Genomic DNA, 22068 nt, shown 5'->3' on the forward strand with positions numbered 1-22068 from the left:
CGGGGAGCGCGAGGCTCCCCGGGCGTCAGGTGGTGCTCAGGTCAGCCGCGCGCGCCCATGGCGTGCTCGACCGCGAGCTGGTTGAGGCGCACGAAGCCGAAGCCGTGCTTGCCGGCCTCCTCGACGTCGAAGTCCTCGAACGCGGAGCGGTCCGCGAGGAAGTCCTCGAGCGACTCGCCCTCGTTCAGCGTGGGCTTCGCGAGCTCGAAGACGCCGGCTGCCTCCATGGCCTCCTGGACCTCGGGGTCGGCGCGGAACGCCTGCGCCCGCTCCTTGAGCAGGATGTACGTCGACATGTTGGCGGCGGCCGAGGCCCACACGCCGTCGAAGTCCTCGGTGCGCGAGGGCTTGTAGTCGAAGTGCACCGGGCCGTCGTACTTCGGGCCGCCGCTGGGGAAGCCGTTCTCGACGAGGTCGACCGTCGCGAACGCGGAGAACAGGTCGCCGTGGCCGAAGACCAGGTCCTGGTCGTACTTGATGCCGCGCTGGCCGTTGAGGTCGATGTGGAACAGCTTCTCGGCCCACAGCGCCTGCGCGAGGCCGGTCGTGTAGTTCAGGCCGGCCATCTGCTCGTGGCCCGTCTCCGGGTTGAGGCCGACGATGTCGCCGTGCTCGAGCTTGGCGATGAGGCCGAGCGCGTGCCCGATCGTCGGGAGCAGGATGTCGCCGCGGGGCTCGTTGGGCTTGGGCTCGATCGCGATGCGCAGGCCGTAGCCCTTGTCCTTGATGTACGCCGCGACGGTGTCGATGCCGTCGGCGTACGCCTGGTGCGCCGCGTAGAGGTCCTTCGCGCTGTCGTACTCGGCGCCCTCACGGCCGCCCCACATGACGAACGTGTCGGCGTCGAGCGAGGCCGCCAGGTCGACGTTGCGCAGGATCTTGCGCAGCGCGTAGCGGCGCACGCGACGGTCGTTCGACGTGAACGCGCCGTCCTTGAAGACGGGGTGCGTGAACGTGTTGGTGGTGACCATCTCGACCGTGATGCCGGTGTCGGTCAGCGCGCCGCGGAAGCGGTCGAGGATCTTCTCGCGCTCGGCGTCCGAGGAGCCGAACGGGACGACGTCGTCGTCGTGGAACGTCACGTGCGAGGCGCCGAGCTCGGCGAGCTTGTGCACGGACTCGACCGGGTCGAGCCACGGGCGCGTGGCGGCGCCGAACGGGTCCTGCGCGTTCCAGCCGACGGTCCAGAGACCGAAGGAAAACTTGTCTTCAGGGGTGGGCTTGCGAACCATGGAGGCCTCCACGTCGAGTGCGGACCGGGCGCGCGTCACCGAGCGACCGGATTTTGTTCTCGGGATGAATTTATCCCCGGGAGTCGATAGGGTCAAGCCATGCCGAGGGAGGACGACGAATCCGGCGCTCGCGCCGTCGCCGTCGCCGCCGCAACCCCGCAGGTGCCTGTGCCCGCCACCTCGGACGACGCTCCCCGGACGCGCGAGGGCCGCGCGGCCGAGCGGGTGCCGGACCGCGCCCGGGCCGCGCGGCAGGCCCAGATGCGCACCCACAACCTGTCCGTGACGCTCGCGCAGATCGTTGACGCGCTGTCGCCGCCCTCCCGCGCGCAGATCGCCTCGGCCACGGGCCTGGCGCGCGGCACGGTCACCGGCCTCGTCGACCTGCTCATCGAGGCCGGTCTCGTCCGTGAGCTCGACCCCGTCGTCGTCGCCCGTGCCGGACGCCCTGCCGTACCGCTCGCGCCCACGCCCGGTCGAGTGGCGGGCGTCGGCATGGAGGTCAACGTCGACTACCTCGGGCTGCGGGCCGTCGACCTCGCGGGCGGCGTGCTCGTCGAGACCGTCGAGCGCGCGGACCTGCGCGGCAGCGACCCCGACGCCGTGCTCGACCGGCTCGCGAACCTCGCCGCACCGGTCCTGGCGTCGCTCGCGGCCGACGGCGTCCGCGTCGCGGGCACCGCGCTCGCCCTGCCCGGGCTCGTCGACCGCATCACCGGGCCGCTGCGCTACGCGCCGAACCTCGGGTGGCGCGACGTCGACGTGGTCGGACGCCTGGCGGCGCACCCCGTGCTCGCGGACCTGCCGCCCCGCGTCGCCAACGAGGCGAACCTCGCCGCACGCGCCGAGGCCCACGCGCGCCGCGGGCGCGTCGCGCCGTCGTTCCTCTACGTGTCGGGCGAGGTCGGCGTCGGTGGTGCGCTCGTGCTCGACGGTGAGATCTTCCTCGGCCGGCACGGGTGGGGCGGCGAGATCGGGCACGTCGTCGTCGACGGCGGGCCGGACGGCACGCGCCCGGTGTCGCTCGAGCAGCGCGCGGGCCAGGACGCCATCGCCCGGGCCGCCGGCCTGGCCCCCGGTGCCCCGTTCGCGGACGTCGTCGCCGCGCTGGCTGCCGGTGACGCCCGCGCGCGGGACGCCGTCCGCGGTGCCGCACGCTGGCTGGGCCTCGCGGTCGCGACCGTCGCCAACGTCGTCGACGTCAGCGAGGTCGTGCTCGGCGGGACCTTCGGGCTCGTCTTCGACGAGGTCCAGGACGTCGTGCGCGACGCGCTGGCCGACCGCGTCATCTTCGCCGACTGGTCGGCTCCGTCGGTGTGCCGCTCGGCAGCGGGGGACTACCCGGCGATGACCGGCGGCGCGCTCGCGGTCCTGCGCACGGTCGTCTCCGACCCGACCCCCTGGTTCGCGACGACCTCCTGAGACGAGGCGGGGCGGGGCGGGTCTGCGTAGGGTCCTGACGTGAGCGCGAGGACACCCCTGTGGATCGGCACCTTCCCGCACGCCGGCATCGGGACCGCGGCCGGCCTCGGCGAGGGGGTGTGGCGCGTCGACCTCGACGAGACGACGGGCGCGCTGGGCGAGCCGCGGCTGGTCGTCGAGACCCCGGCGCCGACGTTCGTCGCGACGCACCCCGGCGGCCGGTGGCTGTACGCGGTGGGGGAGAGCGACCCCGGGTCGGTGACGGCCTTCGAGGTCGACGACGACGGCGGCCTGACCGCGCGCGCCACCGTCGCGTCCGGCGGCGTGGCGCCCTGCCACCTGCTCGTCGTCGACGACACGCTGTACGTCGCCAACTACGTCGACGGCGTCCTGGGCGTCGTGCCGCTGACGCCCGACGGTGCGTTCACCCCCGAGGTCGCCGCGTCCGGACGTCCCGCGCAGACCTTCCACCATGCCGGGACGGGGCCGGAGACGGACCGGCAGGAGGGCCCGCACGCGCACTTCGTCGCTCTGACGCCGGACCGCCGGCACGTCCTGGTCGCGGACCTCGGCACCGACGAGCTGCGGCGGTACGCCCGCGGCGACGACGGTCTGCTCACCCCGGACGGCGTCGCCGCGACGCTCGGCCCGGGCACCGGTCCCCGGCACGTCGTCTTCGCGGGCGACGGCGCGAACCTCTACGTCGTCGGCGAGCTCGACGCGAGCGTCCACGTGCTGCTGTGGGACGCCGCCACCGCCACGGGCACCGCGGTGCAGCAGGTGCCGGCCGTCCCCGCGGAGGAGGCCGCCGACGGCGTGCGCCGCTCGCCCTCGCACGTCCTGCTCGACGGGGACCGGCTCCTCCTGGGCGTGCGTGCCCTGGGGCTGCAGGGTCCGGACGTCCTCAGCGTGTTCGACGTGCACGCCGACGGCTCGCTCGCGGAGCCCCGCACGCAGCCGCTCGGCGGCCCGACGCCCCGTCACCTCGAGGTCGTCCACGGCTGGACCGTCCTCGCCCTGCAGGACGCGCACGCGGTCGTCGTCCACGACCCGCACGGTGCCCAGGTGTCGCGGGTCGGCCTGCGCTCGCCGGCCTGCGTGGTGCCGGTCGCGCCCCGCTGAGGTGGCCCCCGCGCCACGCGGTGGCGTCGCGCGCGGCGGTCGCCGTGCCGTCGCACGCACGCATCGGCGTGTCCCTGCGCGTCATGGCCGACACCGAGCGTGCACGCGGTCGCGTCCCCGTCGCGCGCGGCTGAGCGGCCGTCGCGGCCACCGGGCGCCTGCGGCGTGGCGCTGCGGCGCGGGTGACAATGGTCCGGTGACCACCGACCGAGCGCCGCGCGTCGCCATGCTCTCGGTGCACACCTCCCCCCTCGACCAGCCCGGGACGGGCGACGCGGGCGGCATGAACGTGTACGTCCTGGAGCTCGCGCACGCGCTCGCGGCCCGCGGCGCGCGCGTCGAGGTGTTCACGCGCGCGACGCGGTCCGACTCCCCCGAGACGGTCGTGCTCGACGGCACCGACGCGCAGGGCCGCGCGCTCACGGCCGACGACGCGCGCGAGGTCCTCGTCGCCGACGACGTGCCGCCCGGCGTCACGCCGCCCGTGCTCGTGCACCACGTGCCGGCCGGTCCGTTCGAGGCCCTCGACAAGAACGACCTGCCGGGCGTCCTGTGCGGCATGGCCGCCGGTGTCCTGCGGTCGGAGGCCGCGCGCCGCCCCGGGTGGTACGACGTGGTGCACTCGCACTACTGGCTGTCGGGGCAGGTCGGGGCGATCGCGGCGCAGCGGTGGGAGGTGCCGCTGGTGCACACGGCCCACACGCTCGCGAAGGTGAAGAACGCGAGCCTGGGCCCCGGTGACACGCCGGAGCCGAGCGTGCGCGTCGTGGGGGAGGAGCAGGTCGTCGCCGACGCCGACGCGCTGGTCGCGTCGACGGTCGTGGAGGCGCGCGAGCTGGTCGAGCTCTACGGGGCCGACCCCGCGCGGGTGCACGTCGTGGAGCCCGGCGTGGACCTCGACCGGTTCCGTCCCGGTCCGCGCGGTGCCCGCGACGAGGCCCGCCGCCGGCTCGGCCTGCCGACGGACCGGCCCGTCGTGCTGTTCGCGGGGCGCGTCCAGCCGCTCAAGGCCCCGGACGTCCTGGTGCGCGCCGTCGGGGCGCTGCGAGCGAGCGGGCGGCCCGTGCCGCTGCTCGTGGTGCTCGGGGGCCCGTCCGGCCGCCTGACCGCGGTGCGTGAGCTGCGCGCGCTGGCCGTCACGCTCGGGGTCGACGACGACGTGGTCGTCCGTCCACCCGCGCCACGCGACGAGCTCGTCGCGTGGTACCGGGCGGCCGACCTCGTGGCGATGCCGTCGCGCTCGGAGTCGTTCGGGCTCGTGGCCGTCGAGGCGCAGGCCAGCGGCACACCCGTGCTCGCGGCGGACGTCGGGGGCCTGCGCACGGTCGTCGACGACGACGTCTCCGGCCGGCTCGTCCCGGGCCACGACCCGCGGGACTGGGCCGACGCGATCGCCGACGCCCTCGCGGACGACGAGCGCCGCGCCCGCTGGGCCGTCGGCGCCCGTCAGGTGGCCGAGCGCTACGCCTGGCCGACCGCCGCCGACCAGGTCCTCAAGGTCTACGGCGTCGCCGCCGAACCCACCCGCTGACGCCCCACCCCGCCCCCCGCCCACCCCTCACCACCTGGGACCGGGGGACGGACGTCCCTGCGGCACCTGCCGCCCTGCGGCAGGATGAGGGGCATGACCTACACCCTCGTGCTGCTCCGCCACGGCGAGAGCGAGTGGAACGCCAAGAACCTGTTCACCGGCTGGGTGGACGTGCCCCTCTCCGAGAAGGGCGTCGAGGAGGCCAAGCGTGGCGGCACGCTGCTGACCGACGCGGGCGTGCTCCCGGACGTCGTGCACACGTCGCTGCTGCGCCGCGCGATCACGACCGCCAACCTCGCGCTCGACGTCGCGGACCGCCACTGGATCCCCGTCAAGCGGTCGTGGCGCCTCAACGAGCGTCACTACGGCGCGCTGCAGGGCAAGAACAAGAAGGAGACGCTCGCGGAGTACGGCGAGGAGCAGTTCATGCTCTGGCGCCGCTCGTACGACGTCCCGCCGCCGGAGATCGAGCTCGGCTCCGAGTACTCGCAGGACGCCGACCCCCGCTACGCGGGCGAGCCGATCCCGCGCACCGAGGCGCTCGCGCAGGTCCTCGACCGCGCGCTGCCGTACTGGGAGGCCGAGATCGTGCCGGACCTCCAGGCGCGCAAGGTCGTCCTCGTCGCCGCGCACGGCAACTCGATCCGCTCGATCGTCAAGTACCTCGACGACGTGGACGAGCAGACCATCGCGGGCATCAACATCCCCACGGGCATCCCGCTGCTGTACGAGCTGGACGAGGAGACGCTGAAGCCGGTCACCGCCGGTGGCACCTACCTCGACCCCGAGGCCGCCAGGGCCGCCATCGCGGCGGTCGCCAACCAGGGTCGCTGACCCGGGACTCGACCCGACCACGACGAAGAGAGGCGCCCGCTCCCTCCCCGGGACGGGCGCCTCTCGCGTGCACGGGACCGCGACGGGCCCCGCGTTCAGGGTGTCAGCGCACGCGCATCGCGGCCGGGTCGAGCGCGTCGGCCACGTCGCCCGTCACCAGGTAGACCATGCGCCGTGCCACGGACACGCCGTGGTCGCCGAACCGCTCGTAGTACCGCCCGAGCAGCGTGACGTCGACCGTCTCCTGCGTCGTGCGGTCCCACGGGCCCGAGAGCATCGCCGTGAACGTGCCGGCGTGCAGCTCGTCGAGCAGGTCGTCGTCCTGCTGGATCGACTCGGCGAGCGCCATGTCCCGCGTGCCGAGCAGCGTGGTGACGCGCCGTGCGACGCGCACGGCGGCGTCCTGCATCTGCGTGAACGTCTCCTCCATGCCCGTCGGGACGGCCAGGACGGGGTAGCGGGCGCGCGTCACCTGGGCGACGTGCCGCGCGAGGTCGCCCATGCGCTCGAGCGACGCGCTCATGCGCAGCGCCGAGACGACGACCCGCAGGTCGGTCGCCACGGGCTGCTGCTGGGCCAGCAGGCGCACGCACCGCTCGTCCAGGTCCTGCTCGAGCGCGTCGATCGCCAGGTCGTCGGCGATCACGGACTCCGCGAGCTGGAGGTCCCCGGTCAGCAGGGCGGTGCCGGCGCTGCTGATGGCCTGCTCGACCCGGCCGCTCATGGCGACCAGGTCGTGACCGAGCTGGGTGAGCTCGGCCTCGAAGATGTCCCGCATGTGCTCCCTCTCCTCGGACGTTGCGACGGCCACCGTCGCACGCGCCGGTGAACGACCGCCCCCCGGCAGGTGAACACGCGGCGGCCGTTCGGCGTCCGCAGCCGACGTCGGTGCGGGGCCTCCGGGGCCCCGGCCTAGTGTGGACGCCGTGGACTGGATCCTGGACGCGGCGCCCCTGGTCGCCGGACTCATCGGCGTGCTCGTCGGTGCGGTCGCGATCGGGGCGTTCCGCTGGAGCGAGCGAGAGCAGCACACCGTGCCGCCGCAGCCCGAGCCGGAGCTCGACGACGGCCTGGTGCGCACGCTCGCGGTGCTGCGCTCGGCCGCCGTCGTCCTCGACGCGCAGGACCGCGTGGTGCGCGCGAGCCCACCCGCGCACGCGCTGGGCGTGGTCCGCGACGGTCGGCTGGTCCACGCGTCGATGCGCGACATGGTCGCCGACGTCCGCCGCGACGGGGTCATCCGCGACGAGGAGCTCGACGTCCCGCGCGGGCCCGTCGGCCCGTCGCGCCTGCTGCTGCAGGTCCGCGTCGCGCAGGTGACGCCCGACCACCTGCTGCTGCTCGCCGAGGACCTCACGCAGGCGCGGCGCCTCGAGGCGGTCCGCCGCGACTTCGTCGTCAACGTGTCGCACGAGCTCAAGACGCCCGTCGGCGCGCTGTCGCTGCTGGCCGAGACGGTGCAGGACGCCGCCGACGACCCGGAGGCGGTGCGCCGCTTCAGCGCACGGATGCGCTCGGAGGCGGCACGCCTCTCGGCGCTCGTGCACGAGATCATCGAGCTGTCCCGGCTGCAGGTCGCGGGGGCGCTCGAGGACGCCGAGGAGGTCGTGGTCGACGACGTGGTGCAGGAGGCCGTCGACCGGGCGCGCACCGCCGCCGACGCCAAGTCCGTGCGCATCGTGTCGGGCGGGGACCCGGGCGTCGTCGTCATCGGGGACCGCAACCTGCTGGTCACGGCCGTGCGCAACCTGCTCGACAACGCGGTCGCGTACTCGCCCGCGGGGACGCGGGTCAACGTCGGCGTGCGCCGGCGGGGCGACCTCGTGGAGGTCGCGGTGGTCGACGAGGGCGTCGGGATCGACGCCGCGGACCAGGAGCGCGTCTTCGAGCGGTTCTACCGCGTGGACCCCGCGCGCTCGCGGGACACCGGCGGCACAGGGCTGGGCCTGTCGATCGTCAAGCACGTCGCCGCCGACCACGGTGGCGACGTGTCGGTGTGGTCGCAGCCGGGTCGCGGGTCCACGTTCACCCTGCGGCTGCCCGTCGCGACGCCCGCGGCAGCGCCCGCCGCACCGGACGCACCGACCACGCCCGCCGCGTCCGCGGACGCGCGCACGTCCACCTCACCGTCCCGGCCCGGTCCGGCCACGACCCCCACCAGGAGCAGCACGTGACCCGCATCCTTCTCGTCGAGGACGAGGAGTCCTACCGCGACCCGCTGTCCTACCAGCTCACCCGCGAGGGCTACGAGGTCGTCACGGCGGCGACCGGTCCGCAGGCGCTGGAGCAGTTCGCCGAGCACGGTGCGGACCTCGTGCTCCTCGACCTCATGCTGCCCGGCCTGCCCGGCACGGAGGTGTGCCGGCGGCTGCGCCTGGAGTCCGACGTCCCGGTCATCATGCTGACCGCGAAGGACGACGAGATCGACAAGGTCGTGGGCCTCGAGCTCGGCGCCGACGACTACGTGACCAAGCCGTACTCGTCGCGCGAGCTCCTGGCGCGCATCCGGGCGGTGCTGCGGCGCCGCGACGCCGGCGCACGCGCGGTCGGCGAGGACGACGGCGACACCGTCCTGGAGGTCGACGGCGTCCGGATGGACGTCGACCGGCACACCGTGCACGTGCACGGCGAGGTGGTGCCGTTCCCGCTCAAGGAGTTCGAGCTGCTCGAGATGCTGCTGCGCAACCCCGACCGGGTGCTGACGCGCGGGCAGCTCATCGACCGCGTGTGGGGCTCGGACTACGTGGGCGACACCAAGACGCTGGACGTCCACGTCAAGCGCATCCGGGCGAAGATCGAGCGCGACCCGTCCGTGCCGACGCTGCTGACGACCGTGCGCGGGCTCGGGTACAAGCTCTCGGGCGCCCCGGAGTAGCGCGCGAGACGGTCGACGAGCGTTCACCCGGGGTTCACCCGGAGCCGTCGGAGCGGTCACCTGCCCCACCTAGCGTCGGCGTCGGCCGCGCACCGACCGGTGCGCGCAGACGTTGACAGGACGGGACACAGTGAAGCTCACTCCCCACAGCCGTTTCGGTGCCGTCGCCCTCACCGGTGCGCTGGCGCTGACGCTCGCCGCGTGCAGCTCGGGCTCCTCGGCCGAGTCGGGCGCGACGGGTGCAGGTGACGGCTCCGCCGAGCTGAGCGGCTCGCTCGCCGGTGCCGGTGCGTCCTCCCAGGAGAAGGCCGTCGCCGGCTGGATCGCCGGGTTCAACGACACGTACCCCGACGTGGCGGTCAGCTACGACGCGGTCGGCTCGGGTGGCGGGCGCGAGCAGTTCCTCGCGGGTGCCGTGCAGCTCGCCGGGTCCGACGCCGCGCTGGAGGACGACGAGCTCGAGGCCGCGGCCGAGCGCTGCGAGGGTGGCGAGGCGCTCGAGCTGCCCCTGTACATCAGCCCCATCGCGGTCGTCTACAACCTCCCCGACGTCGACGCAGATCACCTGCAGCTCTCGGCGGCCACGATCGCGAAGATCTTCAACCGCGAGATCACGACGTGGGACGACCCGGCGATCGCGGCCGAGAACCCCGACGTGACGCTGCCGTCGACCGGCATCATCCCCGTGAACCGCTCCGACGAGTCGGGGACCACGGAGAACTTCACCGAGTACCTCGAGGCCGCCTCCGACGGCGCGTGGCCGCACGAGGCGTCGGGCGACTGGCCGCTGTCCGGCGGGCAGTCGGGCCAGGGCACGCAGGGCGTCATCGACACGGTCTCGGGCGCGGAGGGCGCGATCGGCTACGCCGACGCGTCGCGCGTGGGTGACCTGGGCACGGTCGCGCTGAAGGTCGGCGAGGAGTACGTGCCGTTCTCGGCGGAGGCGGCCGCGAAGGTCGTCGACGCGTCCCCGCGCGCCGAGGGTGCGACGGACAAGCGCCTGGTCGTCGAGCTGGACCGCACCACGACCGAGGCCGGCGCCTACCCGCTGGTCCTCGTCTCGTACTCGATCGCGTGCTCCACGTACGCCGACGCGGCGGACGCGGCCAACGTCAAGGCGTACCTCACCTACGTGGCGAGCGCCGCGGGCCAGGACCGCGCCGCCGACCCGGGCGTCGCGGGCTCGGCACCCATCTCGGACGACCTGCGCACCGAGGTCCAGGCGGCGATCGACTCGATCGCGGCGGCCTGACGACCTCACGACCGCATCACGCCGGGCCGTCCCGGGACGGGCACGACGCCCACCCCGGGACGGCTCGCGCGGCGCCCCCACCCTCCCCGACCGACGGAGCAGCAGTGGCTGTCACCACCACCCCACCCCCGCGAGGCGCCGCCCCGCGTCCCTCGTCCGACGCCGGCGACGCCGCCGCCGCCGCGCGCGCGGCCTCCACCGGGCGGCTGGCGGGCCGCGTGTTCGGTGCCCTGTCGACCGGCGCGGGCGTGCTCATCCTCGTGACGCTCGCCGCGGTCGCGGTCTTCCTCGTGCTGCGCGCCTGGCCGGCGCTGACCGCGTCGCGCGAGGAGCTCGAGGCCATCTCGTGGTTCAACGGCGGCTCGGTCGCGCAGTACGTCGGACCGCTGGTCTTCGGGACGCTCCTCGCGTCCGTCCTGGCGCTGCTGCTCGCGGTGCCCGTGTCGATCGGCATCGCGCTGTTCATCTCGCACTACGCGCCGCGCCGTCTCGCGCAGGGCCTGGGCTACCTCATCGACCTGCTCGCGGCCATCCCGTCGGTCGTCTACGGCCTGTGGGGCGCGCTGTGGCTGATCGGGCGGCTGGACCCGGTCTTCGCGTGGCTGTCGTCGAACCTGGGGTTCGTGCCGCTGTTCGCGGACTACCAGGCGCCGGCCAAGAACATCATGTCGGCGTCGGTGGTGCTGGCGGTGATGATCCTGCCGATCATCACCGCCGTCTCGCGCGAGGTCTTCCTGCAGACCCCGCGCCTGCACGAGGAGGCGTCGCTCGCGCTCGGCGCGACCCGCTGGGAGATGGTCCGCCAGGCCGTCCTGCCGTTCGGCCGCTCGGGCGTCATCAGCGCCTCGATGCTCGGTCTGGGGCGCGCGCTGGGCGAGACGATGGCCGTGCTCATGGTCATCTCGCCCGGGTTCCTCTTCTCGTTCTTCCTGCTCAAGCCGGGTCAGCAGCAGACCATCGCCGCGAACATCGCCTCGAAGTTCCCCGAGGCGAGCGGCCTGAGCGTCAGCGCGCTGATCGCCACGGGCCTGGCGCTGTTCGTCATCACGTTCGTGGTCAACTTCGCCGCGCGCTGGGTCATCGCACGCCGCGCCGAGTTCTCGGGGGCCAACTGATGAGCGCCGACGCCACCACCGCTCCCGCGACGACCGCGGGCCTGCTGACCGACGACGCGTACCGTCGCCTGCCGTCGTGGAGCCCGTGGGCCTTCGCGGCCGGCGCGCTGGCCACGGCGCTGCTGGTGCTGCTCGCCCTCGGGGCGGTCTCGACGGCGGGCGTCGTCGTCCTCGGTGCGGTGCTCTTCGTGCTGTCGTCGAGCATCACCTCGCGCGTCGTGGAGGGGCCGCGGCGCGCCGCCGACCGTCTCGCGACGACCCTCGTGACCGGCGCCTTCCTGCTGGCGCTCGTGCCGCTGGTCTCCCTCGTCATGCTCGTCGTCACGCGCGGCGCGTCGTCGTTCGGGTGGGCGTTCCTGACGACCGACATGGTCGGCGTCTTCGGGGAGATGACGTCCGGCGGCATCGCGCACGCGCTCGTCGGGACGCTCCTGGTCACGCTGGCCGCTGCGGTCATCTCGGTGCCCGTCGGCCTGCTGACGGCGATCTACCTGGTCGAGTACGGCCGCGGGCCGCTCGCGCGGGGCATCACGCTGCTCGTCGACGTCATGACGGGCATCCCCTCGATCGTCGCCGGCCTGTTCGCGTTCGCGCTGTTCACGCTGGTCATGGGCCCGGCGTACCGCGCCGGGATCATGGGGGCGGTCGCACTGGCCCTGCTCATGACGCCCGTCGTCATCCGCTCGGTCGAGGAGATGCTGCGGCTCGTGCCGAACGAGCTCCGTGAGGCGTCGTACGCGCTGGGCGTGCCGAAGTGGCTGACGATCGTCAAGGTCGTGCTCCGCACCTCCGCAGCGGGCATCGTCACGGGCGTCATGCTCGCGGTCGCGCGCGTCATCGGCGAGACGGCGCCGCTCCTGCTCACGGTCGGGCTCGTCACCCAGACCAACACCGACCTGTTCGACGGGCGCATGGCCACGCTGCCCGTGTTCGCGTACCGCCAGTACGAGCAGGGCGGGACGGGGATCGACCGCGCGTGGGCCGCGGCCCTCACGCTCATCCTGCTCGTCATGCTCCTCAACCTCGTGGCCCGGCTCGTCAGCCGCTGGTTCGCCCCGAAGGGCGCCCGCTGACGCGGGCCGCACCGACCCCAGGAAGGACCCCCATGTCCAATCGGATCGACGTCTCGGACCTCGACGTCTACTACGGCGACTTCCTCGCCGTGCAGGGCGTGAACATGACCATCGAGGCGCGGCAGGTGACCGCGCTCATCGGACCGTCGGGCTGCGGGAAGTCCACGTTCCTGCGCACCCTGAACCGCATGCACGAGGTCATCCCGGGTGCGCGCGTGCAGGGCAAGGCCCTCATGGACGGTCAGGACCTGTACGGCGCGGACGTCGACCCCGTCACGGTGCGACGCCTCGTCGGCATGGTGTTCCAGCGACCCAACCCGTTCCCGACGATGTCGATCGCGGACAACGTGCTCGCGGGCGTGCGGCTCAACAACCGGCGCATGTCGAAGGGCGACCAGCAGGAGCTCGTCGAGCAGTCGCTGCGCGGGGCGAACCTGTGGAACGAGGTCAAGGACCGCCTCGCGCGCCCCGGCTCGAGCCTGTCGGGCGGTCAGCAGCAGCGGCTGTGCATCGCGCGCGCGATCGCCGTGAAGCCGCAGGTGCTGCTCATGGACGAGCCGTGCTCGGCGCTCGACCCGATCTCGACGCTCGCGATCGAGGACCTCATCGCCGAGCTGAAGTCGCAGTACACGATCGTGATCGTCACGCACAACATGCAGCAGGCCGCGCGGGTCTCCGACCGCACCGCGTTCTTCAACATCGCGGGCACGGGCAAGCCGGGACGGCTCATCGAGATGGACGACACCTCGACGATGTTCTCCTCGCCGCGCGAGCAGGCCACGGAGGACTACATCTCGGGCCGCTTCGGCTGACGGCGCCGTCGACGGACGCGGCCACGACGCACGCGACGCACGCGGCCACGACGCGCGAGGGGCCGACCACCGGGGGGGTGGTCGGCCCCTCGTGACGTGCGGGGTCGGACGGGCGGGGTGCTACTCGCCCTGCTCCTGCTCCTGCTGCTGCGGCTCGGACGCATCACGCGTGGCGTCGTCGGTCGGCGTCGCGGTGGCGGTCGCCCCCCCCGAGATCGACTCGAGCAGGGCCGCGTACTGCGGCTGGGCGGCGTCGAGGACGGGGACCGCGAACTCGACCGTGCCGCCGGTCGACGTGGTGACCTTGAGCTGCGTGAGCCCGCCCGGCCGCGTGTCGACGGCGGCCACGGGGACGTCCTGCGTCGTGTAGCGCGGGGGGGCGTCGCTGACGCCCAGCAGCACCGTCTGGCGGGCGCCGACCTGCACGCTCACCGGCTCCGCGTCGCCGACGGTGAGGGTCACGTCCTCGTCGTCGGACGAGCCGTTGGCCAGCGCACCGGTGAGGACGCCCGGCGCGCCCTCCTCGGCGGAGACGACGACCATGTTGAGGACGCGGACCTCGCCCACCGACGCGCCGGCACCGTCCGAGGCCGCGTAGTCCCAGGTCGTCGTGATCGGGTTGGTGGCCGAGCAGCCCGTCAGCGTCAGGGCGGCGGCGGCCACCAGACCGGCGGCGGCGGTCCGGACGGAACGGGGACGGAGGCGGGTCACGAGGGCTCCTGCTGGTCTCGCGCGCGCAAGGCGGCGGGTGCGGGTGGGGCGCTGCCTCTGCACCCGGTCCGACGGCGCGGACCCGACGCAGGGGGAGTCGCAGGTCAGCCTACCGTCGAGGGACCGAAGGGGACCTCCGTCCCTGGCGGGACGCGACCACCGCACTCCGCGGGGGACCCGGTCGGCACGTCGGCTCGTCGCCGACCGGCCGCTGACCAGCGCGGACGCGCCCGGACGACCGGATTCCGCGGGAGGGGGGCGTGATACCATACACGTCTGCGAAAGGGGACACCGACAGATGACTTTCACTGTTGGGGAGACCGTCGTCTACCCGCACCACGGTGCAGCCAAGATCGAAGAGATCAAGAGCCGGACCATCCGGGGCGAGGAGAAGCTCTACCTCAAGCTCAAGGTCGCCCACGGTGACCTGACGATCGAGGTGCCGGCGGAGAACGTCGATCTGGTCGGTGTCCGGGACGTCGTCGGCCAGGAGGGCCTCGACCGCGTGTTCGAGGTGCTCCGCGCCCCGTACACCGAGGAGCCGACCAACTGGTCGCGACGTTACAAGGCCAACCTCGAGAAGCTGCAGTCCGGCGACGTCATCAAGGTGGCGGAGGTCGTCCGCGACCTGTCGCGCCGTGACGCGGACCGCGGCCTGTCGGCCGGGGAGAAGCGCATGCTCGCCAAGGCCCGTCAGATCCTCGTCTCGGAGCTCGCGCTCGCCGAGAAGACCGAGGAGGACAAGGCCGAGGCCATCCTCGACGAGGTCCTCGCCTCCTGATCCGCACGCACGACGGCCCGGGTGCAGACGCCCGGGCCGTCTGCTGTGTCGGGGGAGCGCCGGGAGCTGCCACGGTGCACGATGCACACATGACGATCGCCGCTGTCCTCACCGCCGCCGGGAGCGGGTCGCGCCTCGGGCTCGAGCTGCCGAAGGCGGTCGTCCCGGTCGCGGGCGAGTCGCTCGTGGTCCACGCCGCGCGCGCCCTGCTGGCCGCGCGCGCGGCGGACGGGTCGGCCGTCGGCCAGCTCGTCGTCACCGCGCCCGCCGCGCACCTCGACGAGGTCGCCGTGCTGCTCGCCGACGTCGTCGAGGCCGCGGACGTCCGCCTCGACGTCGTCGGCGGGGGACGCACCCGACAGGAGTCCGTCGCGGCAGGCCTCGCGGAGCTGGCCGACGACGTCGACGTCGTCCTCGTGCACGACGCCGCCCGTCCGTTCGCCCCGGTCGAGCTGGTCGCGCGGGTCGTCGACGCGGTGCGCGCGGGCCACCCCGCGGTGGTGCCGGGGCTGCCGGTCGTCGACACCGTGAAGCGTGTGGGCACCGGGGACGGCACGGGACGGCCCGTGCTCGAGACCGTGCCGCGGTCCGACCTGGTCGCGGTCCAGACCCCGCAGGGCTTCGACCGCGAGGTCCTCGAGCGTGCGCACGCGGTCGGCTCGGGCCTGGGCGCGCACGAGGCGACAGCCGCGTCGGACGACGCGGCGCTCGTCGAGGCCGACGGCGTGCCCGTCTGGGTGGTCCCCGGCGACGAGCGCGCCGCCAAGGTGACGACGGCCCGCGACCTGCTGGTCGCACGGGCCCTGACGGCGGGAGCCCTCGCGTGAACGTCCGGACCGGGATCGGCATCGACGTGCACTCCTACGACCCCGACCCGGCCCCCGACGCCGTCCTGCACCTCGCCGGCCTGGAGTGGCCGGGCGAGCGCCCGCTCGCGGGCCACTCCGACGCGGACGTCGCGGCGCACGCCGCCGCCGACGCCCTGCTCTCCGCGGCGGGGCTGGGCGACCTGGGTCTGCAGTTCGGCACCGACGACCCGCGGTGGGCGGGTGCGTCGGGCGCGGCGCTGCTCGCCGAGGCCGCGCGGCGCGTGCGCGCCGCAGGGTTCACGATCGGCAACGTCGCGGTGCAGGTCGTCGGCAACCGTCCCAAGCTGGGTCCGCGTCGGATCGAGGCGCAGGCGGTCCTGTCGATGGCGTGCGGCGCGACGGTGACGGTCGGTGCGACCACGACGGACGGCCTCGGCCTGACGGGCCGCGGCGAGGGTGTCGCGGCCATCGCGACGGCACTGATCACCCTCGACGAGGTCTGAGCCCCCGACCCCGCCGGCGAGTGACCGGTCAGGCGGGCTCCGCTGGCGCGGTCGCCGCCGGCGCGGTCGCCGCCGGGTCCGCGGTGCGCCGCTCGGCGGCGGACGACGGCGGCGGCGCCAGGGTGCGGCGACCCGTGCTGCCCAGCAGGACGCCGCCGACCACGAGCGTGCCCAGCGCGAGCTCGGCGGGCCGGGTCGGCTCGTGCAGGAACAGCCACGAGGAGCCGATCCCGAAGACCGGGACCAGCATCGAGAACGGCGCGACCACGCTCGAGGAGTGGCGGGCCATGAGCCACGTCCACAGGCCCGTCCCCACGACGGTCGCGACGAGCACCGTGAACGCGAGACCGCCGAGCGCGGCCAGGCCGGTGGGCGTCGTCAGGCCGTGGAACGACGCGGCGATCGTCGCCGGCCCCTCCACCAGCAGCGACAGCGCCAGCATCGGCAGGGGCGGGACCACCGTCATCCACATCATGAGCCGGAAGGGCGAGTCGGCCTGCGCCTGGCGGTTGCACAGGTTGCCGAACGCCCACCCGAGCCCGCCGCAGAGCGTGAGGACGACGGGCACGAGCGCCGCACCGCCGTCGAGCCCGGCACGGTGGACGGCGATCCCGCCGAGCCCCACGACGGCGATCGCGACGCCGAGGCCCTGCCGCACCGTGAGGCGCTCGCGCAGCAGCACGGCGGCGAGCAGCACGGTGAACGGCGCGGAGGACTGCAGCACGAGCGACGCCAGGCCCGTCGGCATGCCGGTGTCCATCGCCAGGTAGAGGAAGACGAACTGCAGCACGCCGAACCCCGCCCCGTAGCCGAGCAGCCACCGCCACGCGACGCGCGGGCGGGGGACGAGCAGCAGCGTGGGGACGGCGATGACCGCGAAGCGCAGCGCGACCAGCAGGAACGGGGGGAACTGCTGCAGCGACAGGTGGATCGCGGGGAAGTTCAGGCCCCACGTGACGGCGACCAGCACGGCGAGCAGGACGTGACGGGGTGGCACCCGGCGAGTCTGTCTCCCGCGACGCTCGGGTACCAGTCCTTTGCCGCGAGCCGGCGGCGATCCGGGTCCACGGGCACCGTGTCACGATGTGGGCACGCGACCACCCGGGCGGGTGAACTGTCGGAACGGATACCGAAAGTCACGCGCCGCAGGCGTCCTGGAACGTCGCTATCCGGACGAATCGCCGGTACCGTCCGTCCCCGTGACTGTGCCATCCACCGACAGCGAGCGCGTCCCCGTGCGCGCAGCGCCCGCCCCGGAGCGCGTTGCGCCGAGGGCGGAGCGCCCCGCGCCGGGGACGGGGGCGCAGGGCCTGCCGCGGCGCGCGGCGAGCCTGCCCGTCCGCCAGCGCAACCGGGTGGCGCTGGAGACGCTGGAGGCCACGTTCGCCGGCCTGCAGCAGGTGGACGAGGACGCGCGTCCGGCCGCACCGCTCGCCCCGCCGGCGGACCTGTGGCCGCCCGCGACGGGGAGCCACCCGCTCGTCACGGGCGGCCAGCCGCGCGTCAGCGGGTGACGAGCACCAGCTTCCCGCCCGTGTGACCGTCGCGGCTGCGCACGTGCGCGGCGGCCGCCTGCTCGAGCGGGTACGTGCCCGTGACCAGCACCTCGACGGACCCGTCGGCGGCCAGGGTCGTCAGCTGGCTGCGTGCGGCCTCACGGACGTCGTGACCGGGGTCCGCGCCCGCCCCGTGACCCAGGGCGAGCACGCCGAGCCCCGCCGCGCGTTCGAGGGCGACGAGCGTGGCGACCCGCCGTCGGTCGCGCACCAGTGCGACCGACGTGTCCAGCGACTCCCGCGTGCCCACGGCGTCGATCGCGACGGTCACGCGCCCCAGCGCCGGCTCGAGGTCACGGACGCGGTCCAGCAGCCCTGGTCCGTACGTCACCGGCTCGGCGCCGAAGCGCCGCAGGCAGTCGTGCGAGGCGGGCGAGGCCGTCGCGATCACCCGTGCGCCGCGCAGCACCGCGAGCTGCACCACCATGCGTCCGACACCCCCCGACGCCCCGTGCACCAGGACGACGTCCTCGTCGTCCACGCCCGTGGCGTCCACGGCGTGCACGGCGGTGACGCCCGCGGCGAGCAGACCGGCGGCACGGACGACGTCGAGCCCGTCAGGGCGCCGCACGACGACGCGCTGGGGTGCCGTCACCACGTCGGCGTACCCGCCCGTGACGGGCCACGCGACCACCTCGTCACCCGGGGAGTACCAGCGCACGCCCGTCCCGACGGCCTGCACGACGCCCGCGACCTCGAGCCCCAGCCGCACGGGCGGGCGCCCGCCCGAGCCCGGGGCGTACGACTTCCAGTCCCAGGGGTTGACGCCCGCGGCGTGCACGCGGACCTGCACCTCGCCGGGTCCGGGCGGCGTCACCTCGGCCTCGACGAGTCGTAGCACCTCCGGCCCGCCGAGCGCGGTCGCCACGACCGCCCGTCCCATGTCCGCCATCGGGCCAGCCTGACGGCGGAAGGTGCCGGAGACCAGGGCGGACGGGTCCCTCGTTCGCCTGAACCGCGGGCGGCGTCAGCCCGCGGGGCCGAGCACGTGGTCGACGTACGCGTTGCGGAAGGTGCCGGTGGGGTCGACGCGCGCGCGGACGCGGTTCGCGCGGGGCAGGTGCGGGTACAGCTCGGCCAGGCGCTCGTGGTCGAGCCCGTGCAGCTTGCCCCAGTGCGGGCGGCCGTCGACCTGCGCGACGATGCGCTCCACGGCGTCGAAGTACCGGCGGTGCGGCATGCGGTGGTACTGGTGGACGGCGACGTACCCGGTCGCCCGGTCGTGGGCGGTGGACAGCCACAGGTCGTCGGCGGCGGCGAAGCGCACCTCGCCGGGGAACGGCACGGGCTCGCCGGTGCTGCGCAGCCACGCGCCGACCTCGCGCACGACGTCGGCCACGTGCTCGCGCGGCACCGCGTACTCCATCTCCCGGAACCGGACCCGGCGCGGCGAGACGAACACGTCCGAGGACGACCCGGTGTAGGTGCGGGCCGTGAGCGCGCGGCAGGCGAGGGCGTTGATCCGCGGCACGACGCCCGGCCGGGCGGCCGCGAGCCGGTTGAGCGCCGCGAAGACGCCGTTGGACAGGACCTCGTCGTCCACGAGGTGCCGCAGCGGCGACAGGGGGCGCTCCGTGTCGTCGGCGACGCGGTTGTTGCGCTTGATCAGCGCGCCGTCGGCGTGCGGGAACCAGAAGAACTCGAAGTGGTCGTTCTCGTCGACGAACGTGTCGAGATCGTCGAGCACGTCCTGCAGCGCCATCGGCTCCTCGCGCGCCAGCAGGCGGAAGGCCGGCACCACGTCGAGCGTGACGGCCGCGAGAACCCCCGCGGTCCCCAGCCCCAGCCGCGCGAGCTCGAACAGGTCGGGGTCCTGCGTCGGCGAGACCTCCACGACGTCACCGGCCGCCGTGACGAGGCGGCAGGCGGTGACCTGGGTCGCGAGCCCGCCGAGCCGCGCTCCCGTGCCGTGCGTGCCGGTGCTGATCGCTCCCGCGATCGACTGCGCGTCGATGTCGCCGAGGTTCCGCAGCGCGAGGCCGCGCGCGGCGAGCCCCGCGTTGAGCGCGCGGAGCCGCATGCCCGCACCGACCGTCACCCGTGCGGACCCGTCCGTCCGGGTGACGACCCGCTCGAACCCCGCCAGGGCGTCGAGGTGCACCTGCACGCCGTCGGTCACGGCGGCTCCGGTGAACGAGTGGCCCGCGCCGACGGCGCGCAGCCGCGTCCCTGCCGCCGTCGCGGCGCTCACCTCGCGGACGAGCTCACCCAGGTCACGTGGACGTGCGACCCTGCGCGGGTGGGCGCTCTGCGTCCGTGCCCAGTTGTGCCATGTGCCTGCTCCGGACCCGCCGGGGCGACGCCCTCCCATCCTGGCAGGATCGGCTGGGCGCGTGTCCAAGTCAAGTGCGCGAAATCCTTGACTATCGTCATGACAAGCGATGAGATGACCCTGGAGACGCATCGACCGCACCCGGGGGGGTGTGCCGGCGATGCGTCCGGAGGAGGAAGCAATGAACCGTCTGCCGGTCGCAGAGCGTCGCGAACAGCTGATCGAGGCAGCACTCACCGTCGCCAGTCGTGAAGGGATCGACGGTGCCACCGTGCGAGCCGTGGCCGCCGAGGCAGGCGTGTCGTTGGGGGTGGTCCACTACTGCTTCCGTGACAAGGACGAGCTCCTGCGCGCGATGGCCCACACGATCACCGAGCGCAACCTGGGTCGCGGCGTGGCCGCGATGCCGGAGTCGGCGCCCGCGCGCGACCTCGTCATGGCGGTCCTGGACGAGCTGTGGTCGAACATCCGCGCCACGCGTGGGCCGCAGCTCCTGACGTACGAGCTCACGACCACCTCGTTGCGGCACCCCGAGCTCCAGCAGGTCGGGGTCGACCAGTACGTCGTCAGCTGGGCGGCCGCCGAGCGCTTCCTCGAGGAGGTCGAGCGCGCCGCGGGCATCGTCTGGCGCGTGCCCCGCCACCTGGTGGCACGCTCGATCATCGCGACGATCGACGGGTTCTGCCTCGCGTGGCTCGTCGACGGCGACGACGACGCGGCCTACCAGGGCCTGCGCCTGTTCGCCGAGCACCTGTCCTCGCTCGCGGTGCCCGTCGACGAGGCCGCGATGCTGGGCGGGACCGCCGACGACGACGACGAGCCGCGTGCCGAGGTGCACCCGTTCGCCGCACCGTCCGTCCCGTCCGGGGTGTCCGCCCTGGCATGACGAGCCCGCGCGCATGACCGTCCCGACGGCGGCCCGCCGCACCGCTGCGGACGGGTCGCCTCGGGTGGACGTGCGCACCCTCGGCCAGCGGCTCGACGCGGCCACGGCCGGCCTGCCCGCGCCGCTGGTCGTCGTGGACCTCGACGCGCTCGACGCGAACGCGGACGACGTCGTGCGGCGCGCCGCCGGCACGCCGGTCCGCGTCGCGAGCAAGTCCGTGCGCGTGCGGCACGTCCTCGAGCGGGTGCTCGCGCGCCCCGGGTTCGCGGGAGTCATGGCGTACGCGGCCGCGGAGGCGCACTGGCTCGTGGGCCACGGCGTGCAGGACGTCCTGCTCGGCTACCCGACCGTCGACACCGTGGCGGTCGACGCCGTGGCCGCCGACCCCGACGCGGCGCGCGCCGTGACGTTCATGGTCGACGACACCGCCCAGGCGGACCTGCTCGCCGCCGCCGCGCACCGTCACGGGCGGCGGCTGCGGGTCTGCCTCGACGTCGACGCGTCGCTGCGTGTCGGGCGGGGGCCGCTCACCGTGCACCTCGGCGTGCGCCGGTCACCCGTGCGCACGCCGCGCGACGCCGCGGTCCTCGCGGCCGCCGTCGAGCAGCGCGGCTCGCTCGAGGTGCGCGGCGTGATGTTCTACGAGGCGCAGGTCGCCGGGCTGCCCGACACCTCGGCCGCGGTGCGGCTCGTCAAGGCCGCCTCGGTCCGCGAGCTCGCGCGCCGGCGCGCCGACGTCGTCGACGCCGTGGCCGCGGCGCTCGGCCGCCCGCTCGACCTCGTGAACTCCGGGGGGACCGGGTCGCTCGAGGTCAGTGCAGCGGCTCCCGCGGTCACCGAGGTCACGGCGGGCTCGGGGCTGTTCGTCCCGACGCTGTTCGACGGGTACCTCGCCTTCGAGCCGCGCCCCGCGGCGTACTTCGGCCTCGACGTCGTCAGGGTGCCGGGTGAGGGGTGGGCGACGGTCTTCGGGGGCGGCTACGTCGCGTCGGGGCCGGCGACGCCGAGCCGCCTGCCCCGGCCCGTGTGGCCGACCGGGCTGCGCCTGGGCGCGCGCGAGGGCGCGGGCGAGGTGCAGACGCCCCTGCGGGTCCCCGCGCGCGCGGACCTGCGCATCGGGGACCGCGTGTGGTTCCGGCACGCCAAGGCCGGTGAGGTCATGGAGCGGTTCGCCCGGGTGCACCTCGTCCGCGGTGACCGGGTCGAGACGACCGTGCCGACGTACCGCGGGGAGGGTGTCTGCGCCGGTTGAGCGCGGCGCCACCGCCCGACCGGTCGGGCG

General features: G+C 74.4%; 22 protein-coding genes. 16 read left to right on the forward strand and 6 right to left on the reverse strand.

Annotation, left to right across the window (positions count from 1 at the left end):
* Positions 1-41: 41 nt before the first annotated feature.
* Positions 42-1232, reverse strand: coding sequence for a xylose isomerase (gene xylA / locus KKR89_RS03225; protein ID WP_208197835.1), 1191 nt, complete (start codon positions 1230-1232; stop codon positions 42-44).
* 99 nt (positions 1233-1331) lie between these two features.
* Between xylA and KKR89_RS03230 the strand changes: the two genes are divergently transcribed.
* The 4 genes from KKR89_RS03230 (at position 1332) to KKR89_RS03245 (ending at position 6141) form a co-directional block, all read left to right on the forward strand.
* Positions 1332-2654: an ROK family transcriptional regulator gene (locus tag KKR89_RS03230; protein WP_243883430.1), complete on the forward strand. Its 1323-nt coding sequence runs from the start codon at positions 1332-1334 to the stop codon at positions 2652-2654.
* 39 nt (positions 2655-2693) lie between these two features.
* The gene (locus tag KKR89_RS03235; protein WP_208197836.1) at positions 2694-3776 is read left to right on the forward strand and encodes a lactonase family protein; all 1083 of its coding nucleotides are present in this window, start codon (positions 2694-2696) and stop codon (positions 3774-3776) included.
* A gap of 196 nt (positions 3777-3972) precedes the next feature.
* Complete coding sequence (locus tag KKR89_RS03240; RefSeq protein WP_208197837.1) at positions 3973-5307, forward strand: glycosyltransferase; 1335 nt, start codon at positions 3973-3975, stop codon at positions 5305-5307.
* Positions 5308-5400: 93 nt separating this feature from the next.
* Complete coding sequence (locus tag KKR89_RS03245; RefSeq protein ID WP_208197838.1) at positions 5401-6141, forward strand: phosphoglyceromutase; 741 nt, start codon at positions 5401-5403, stop codon at positions 6139-6141.
* Between the two features lie 103 nt (positions 6142-6244).
* Here KKR89_RS03245 and phoU read toward each other — a convergent pair whose 3' ends face one another.
* Complete coding sequence (phoU, locus tag KKR89_RS03250) at positions 6245-6919, reverse strand: phosphate signaling complex protein PhoU (protein WP_208197839.1); 675 nt, start codon at positions 6917-6919, stop codon at positions 6245-6247.
* 148 nt (positions 6920-7067) lie between these two features.
* Here phoU and KKR89_RS03255 point away from each other — a divergent pair, with 148 nt between their 5' ends.
* The 6 genes from KKR89_RS03255 (at position 7068) to pstB (ending at position 13268) form a co-directional block, all read left to right on the forward strand.
* Complete coding sequence (locus KKR89_RS03255; RefSeq protein ID WP_372438594.1) at positions 7068-8315, forward strand: sensor histidine kinase; 1248 nt, start codon at positions 7068-7070, stop codon at positions 8313-8315.
* Positions 8312-9016: a response regulator transcription factor gene (locus tag KKR89_RS03260; protein WP_208197841.1), complete on the forward strand. Its 705-nt coding sequence runs from the start codon at positions 8312-8314 to the stop codon at positions 9014-9016. The genes KKR89_RS03255 and KKR89_RS03260 overlap by 4 nt, the downstream gene beginning before the upstream one ends.
* Before the next feature lie 130 nt (positions 9017-9146).
* A complete protein-coding gene (gene pstS / locus KKR89_RS03265; RefSeq protein ID WP_208197842.1) occupies positions 9147-10268 on the forward strand; it encodes a phosphate ABC transporter substrate-binding protein PstS in 1122 nt (373 codons plus the stop codon).
* Between the two features lie 104 nt (positions 10269-10372).
* Positions 10373-11383, forward strand: coding sequence for a phosphate ABC transporter permease subunit PstC (gene pstC, locus KKR89_RS03270; protein ID WP_208197843.1), 1011 nt, complete (start codon positions 10373-10375; stop codon positions 11381-11383).
* The gene (gene pstA / locus KKR89_RS03275) at positions 11383-12456 is read left to right on the forward strand and encodes a phosphate ABC transporter permease PstA (RefSeq protein WP_208197844.1); all 1074 of its coding nucleotides are present in this window, start codon (positions 11383-11385) and stop codon (positions 12454-12456) included. The genes pstC and pstA overlap by 1 nt, the downstream gene beginning before the upstream one ends.
* Positions 12457-12488: 32 nt before the next feature.
* Positions 12489-13268, forward strand: a complete 780-nt coding sequence (pstB, locus tag KKR89_RS03280; RefSeq protein WP_208197845.1) for a phosphate ABC transporter ATP-binding protein PstB — start codon at positions 12489-12491, stop codon at positions 13266-13268.
* 120 nt (positions 13269-13388) lie between these two features.
* On the opposite strand, the gene KKR89_RS03285 is transcribed toward pstB, so the two are convergent.
* Entirely contained in the window at positions 13389-13979 is a 591-nt protein-coding gene (locus KKR89_RS03285; protein WP_208197846.1) for a hypothetical protein, read from the reverse strand.
* 298 nt (positions 13980-14277) lie between these two features.
* On the opposite strand from KKR89_RS03285, the gene KKR89_RS03290 reads away from it, so the two are divergent.
* From KKR89_RS03290 to ispF, 3 genes are all read left to right on the forward strand, one after another.
* Positions 14278-14760, forward strand: a complete 483-nt coding sequence (locus tag KKR89_RS03290) for a CarD family transcriptional regulator (RefSeq protein ID WP_191780330.1) — start codon at positions 14278-14280, stop codon at positions 14758-14760.
* An 89-nt stretch (positions 14761-14849) separates the two neighbouring features.
* Complete coding sequence (gene ispD, locus KKR89_RS03295) at positions 14850-15587, forward strand: 2-C-methyl-D-erythritol 4-phosphate cytidylyltransferase (protein ID WP_208197847.1); 738 nt, start codon at positions 14850-14852, stop codon at positions 15585-15587.
* Positions 15584-16072 (forward strand): 2-C-methyl-D-erythritol 2,4-cyclodiphosphate synthase, encoded by a 489-nt coding sequence (ispF, locus tag KKR89_RS03300; protein WP_208197848.1) that lies wholly within the window; start codon positions 15584-15586, stop codon positions 16070-16072. Before ispD ends, ispF begins: the two co-directional genes overlap by 4 nt.
* Before the next feature lie 28 nt (positions 16073-16100).
* On the opposite strand, the gene KKR89_RS03305 is transcribed toward ispF, so the two are convergent.
* Positions 16101-17069 carry an EamA family transporter gene (locus tag KKR89_RS03305; protein WP_208197849.1) on the reverse strand — a complete coding sequence of 323 codons (969 nt, stop codon included), beginning with the start codon at positions 17067-17069 and terminating at the stop codon, positions 16101-16103.
* A 202-nt stretch (positions 17070-17271) separates the two neighbouring features.
* Between KKR89_RS03305 and KKR89_RS03310 the strand changes: the two genes are divergently transcribed.
* Complete coding sequence (locus KKR89_RS03310; protein ID WP_208197850.1) at positions 17272-17586, forward strand: hypothetical protein; 315 nt, start codon at positions 17272-17274, stop codon at positions 17584-17586.
* Here the strand turns inward: KKR89_RS03310 and KKR89_RS03315 are convergent.
* Positions 17576-18520, reverse strand: coding sequence for an NADP-dependent oxidoreductase (locus KKR89_RS03315; protein WP_208197851.1), 945 nt, complete (start codon positions 18518-18520; stop codon positions 17576-17578). The two genes, KKR89_RS03310 and KKR89_RS03315, sit on opposite strands and share 11 nt — an antisense overlap.
* Before the next feature lie 75 nt (positions 18521-18595).
* Positions 18596-19939 (reverse strand): D-arabinono-1,4-lactone oxidase, encoded by a 1344-nt coding sequence (locus tag KKR89_RS03320; protein WP_208197852.1) that lies wholly within the window; start codon positions 19937-19939, stop codon positions 18596-18598.
* A gap of 142 nt (positions 19940-20081) precedes the next feature.
* On the opposite strand from KKR89_RS03320, the gene KKR89_RS03325 reads away from it, so the two are divergent.
* The gene (locus KKR89_RS03325) at positions 20082-20786 is read left to right on the forward strand and encodes a TetR/AcrR family transcriptional regulator (protein WP_208197853.1); all 705 of its coding nucleotides are present in this window, start codon (positions 20082-20084) and stop codon (positions 20784-20786) included.
* Positions 20787-20799: 13 nt separating this feature from the next.
* The gene (locus KKR89_RS03330) at positions 20800-22038 is read left to right on the forward strand and encodes an alanine racemase (RefSeq protein WP_208197854.1); all 1239 of its coding nucleotides are present in this window, start codon (positions 20800-20802) and stop codon (positions 22036-22038) included.
* The last annotated feature ends 30 nt before the right edge of the window (positions 22039-22068 follow it).

Source organism: Cellulomonas dongxiuzhuiae (genome assembly GCF_018623035.1).
Taxonomy (GTDB): Bacteria; Actinomycetota; Actinomycetes; order Actinomycetales; family Cellulomonadaceae; genus Cellulomonas; species Cellulomonas dongxiuzhuiae.

Coding starts and splice junctions, on each gene's coding strand:
- pstB (WP_208197845.1), top strand. CDS start 12,489: ATGTCCAATCGGATCGACGTCTCGGACCTCGACGTCTACTACGGCGAC.
- pstA (WP_208197844.1), top strand. CDS start 11,383: ATGAGCGCCGACGCCACCACCGCTCCCGCGACGACCGCGGGCCTGCTG.
- ispD (WP_208197847.1), top strand. CDS start 14,850: ATGACGATCGCCGCTGTCCTCACCGCCGCCGGGAGCGGGTCGCGCCTC.
- KKR89_RS03290 (WP_191780330.1), top strand. CDS start 14,278: ATGACTTTCACTGTTGGGGAGACCGTCGTCTACCCGCACCACGGTGCA.
- KKR89_RS03230 (WP_243883430.1), top strand. CDS start 1,332: ATGCCGAGGGAGGACGACGAATCCGGCGCTCGCGCCGTCGCCGTCGCC.
- KKR89_RS03325 (WP_208197853.1), top strand. CDS start 20,082: ATGAACCGTCTGCCGGTCGCAGAGCGTCGCGAACAGCTGATCGAGGCA.
- KKR89_RS03330 (WP_208197854.1), top strand. CDS start 20,800: ATGACCGTCCCGACGGCGGCCCGCCGCACCGCTGCGGACGGGTCGCCT.
- KKR89_RS03245 (WP_208197838.1), top strand. CDS start 5,401: ATGACCTACACCCTCGTGCTGCTCCGCCACGGCGAGAGCGAGTGGAAC.
- phoU (WP_208197839.1), bottom strand. CDS start 6,919: ATGCGGGACATCTTCGAGGCCGAGCTCACCCAGCTCGGTCACGACCTG.
- KKR89_RS03320 (WP_208197852.1), bottom strand. CDS start 19,939: ATGGGAGGGCGTCGCCCCGGCGGGTCCGGAGCAGGCACATGGCACAAC.
- xylA (WP_208197835.1), bottom strand. CDS start 1,232: ATGGTTCGCAAGCCCACCCCTGAAGACAAGTTTTCCTTCGGTCTCTGG.
- KKR89_RS03315 (WP_208197851.1), bottom strand. CDS start 18,520: ATGGCGGACATGGGACGGGCGGTCGTGGCGACCGCGCTCGGCGGGCCG.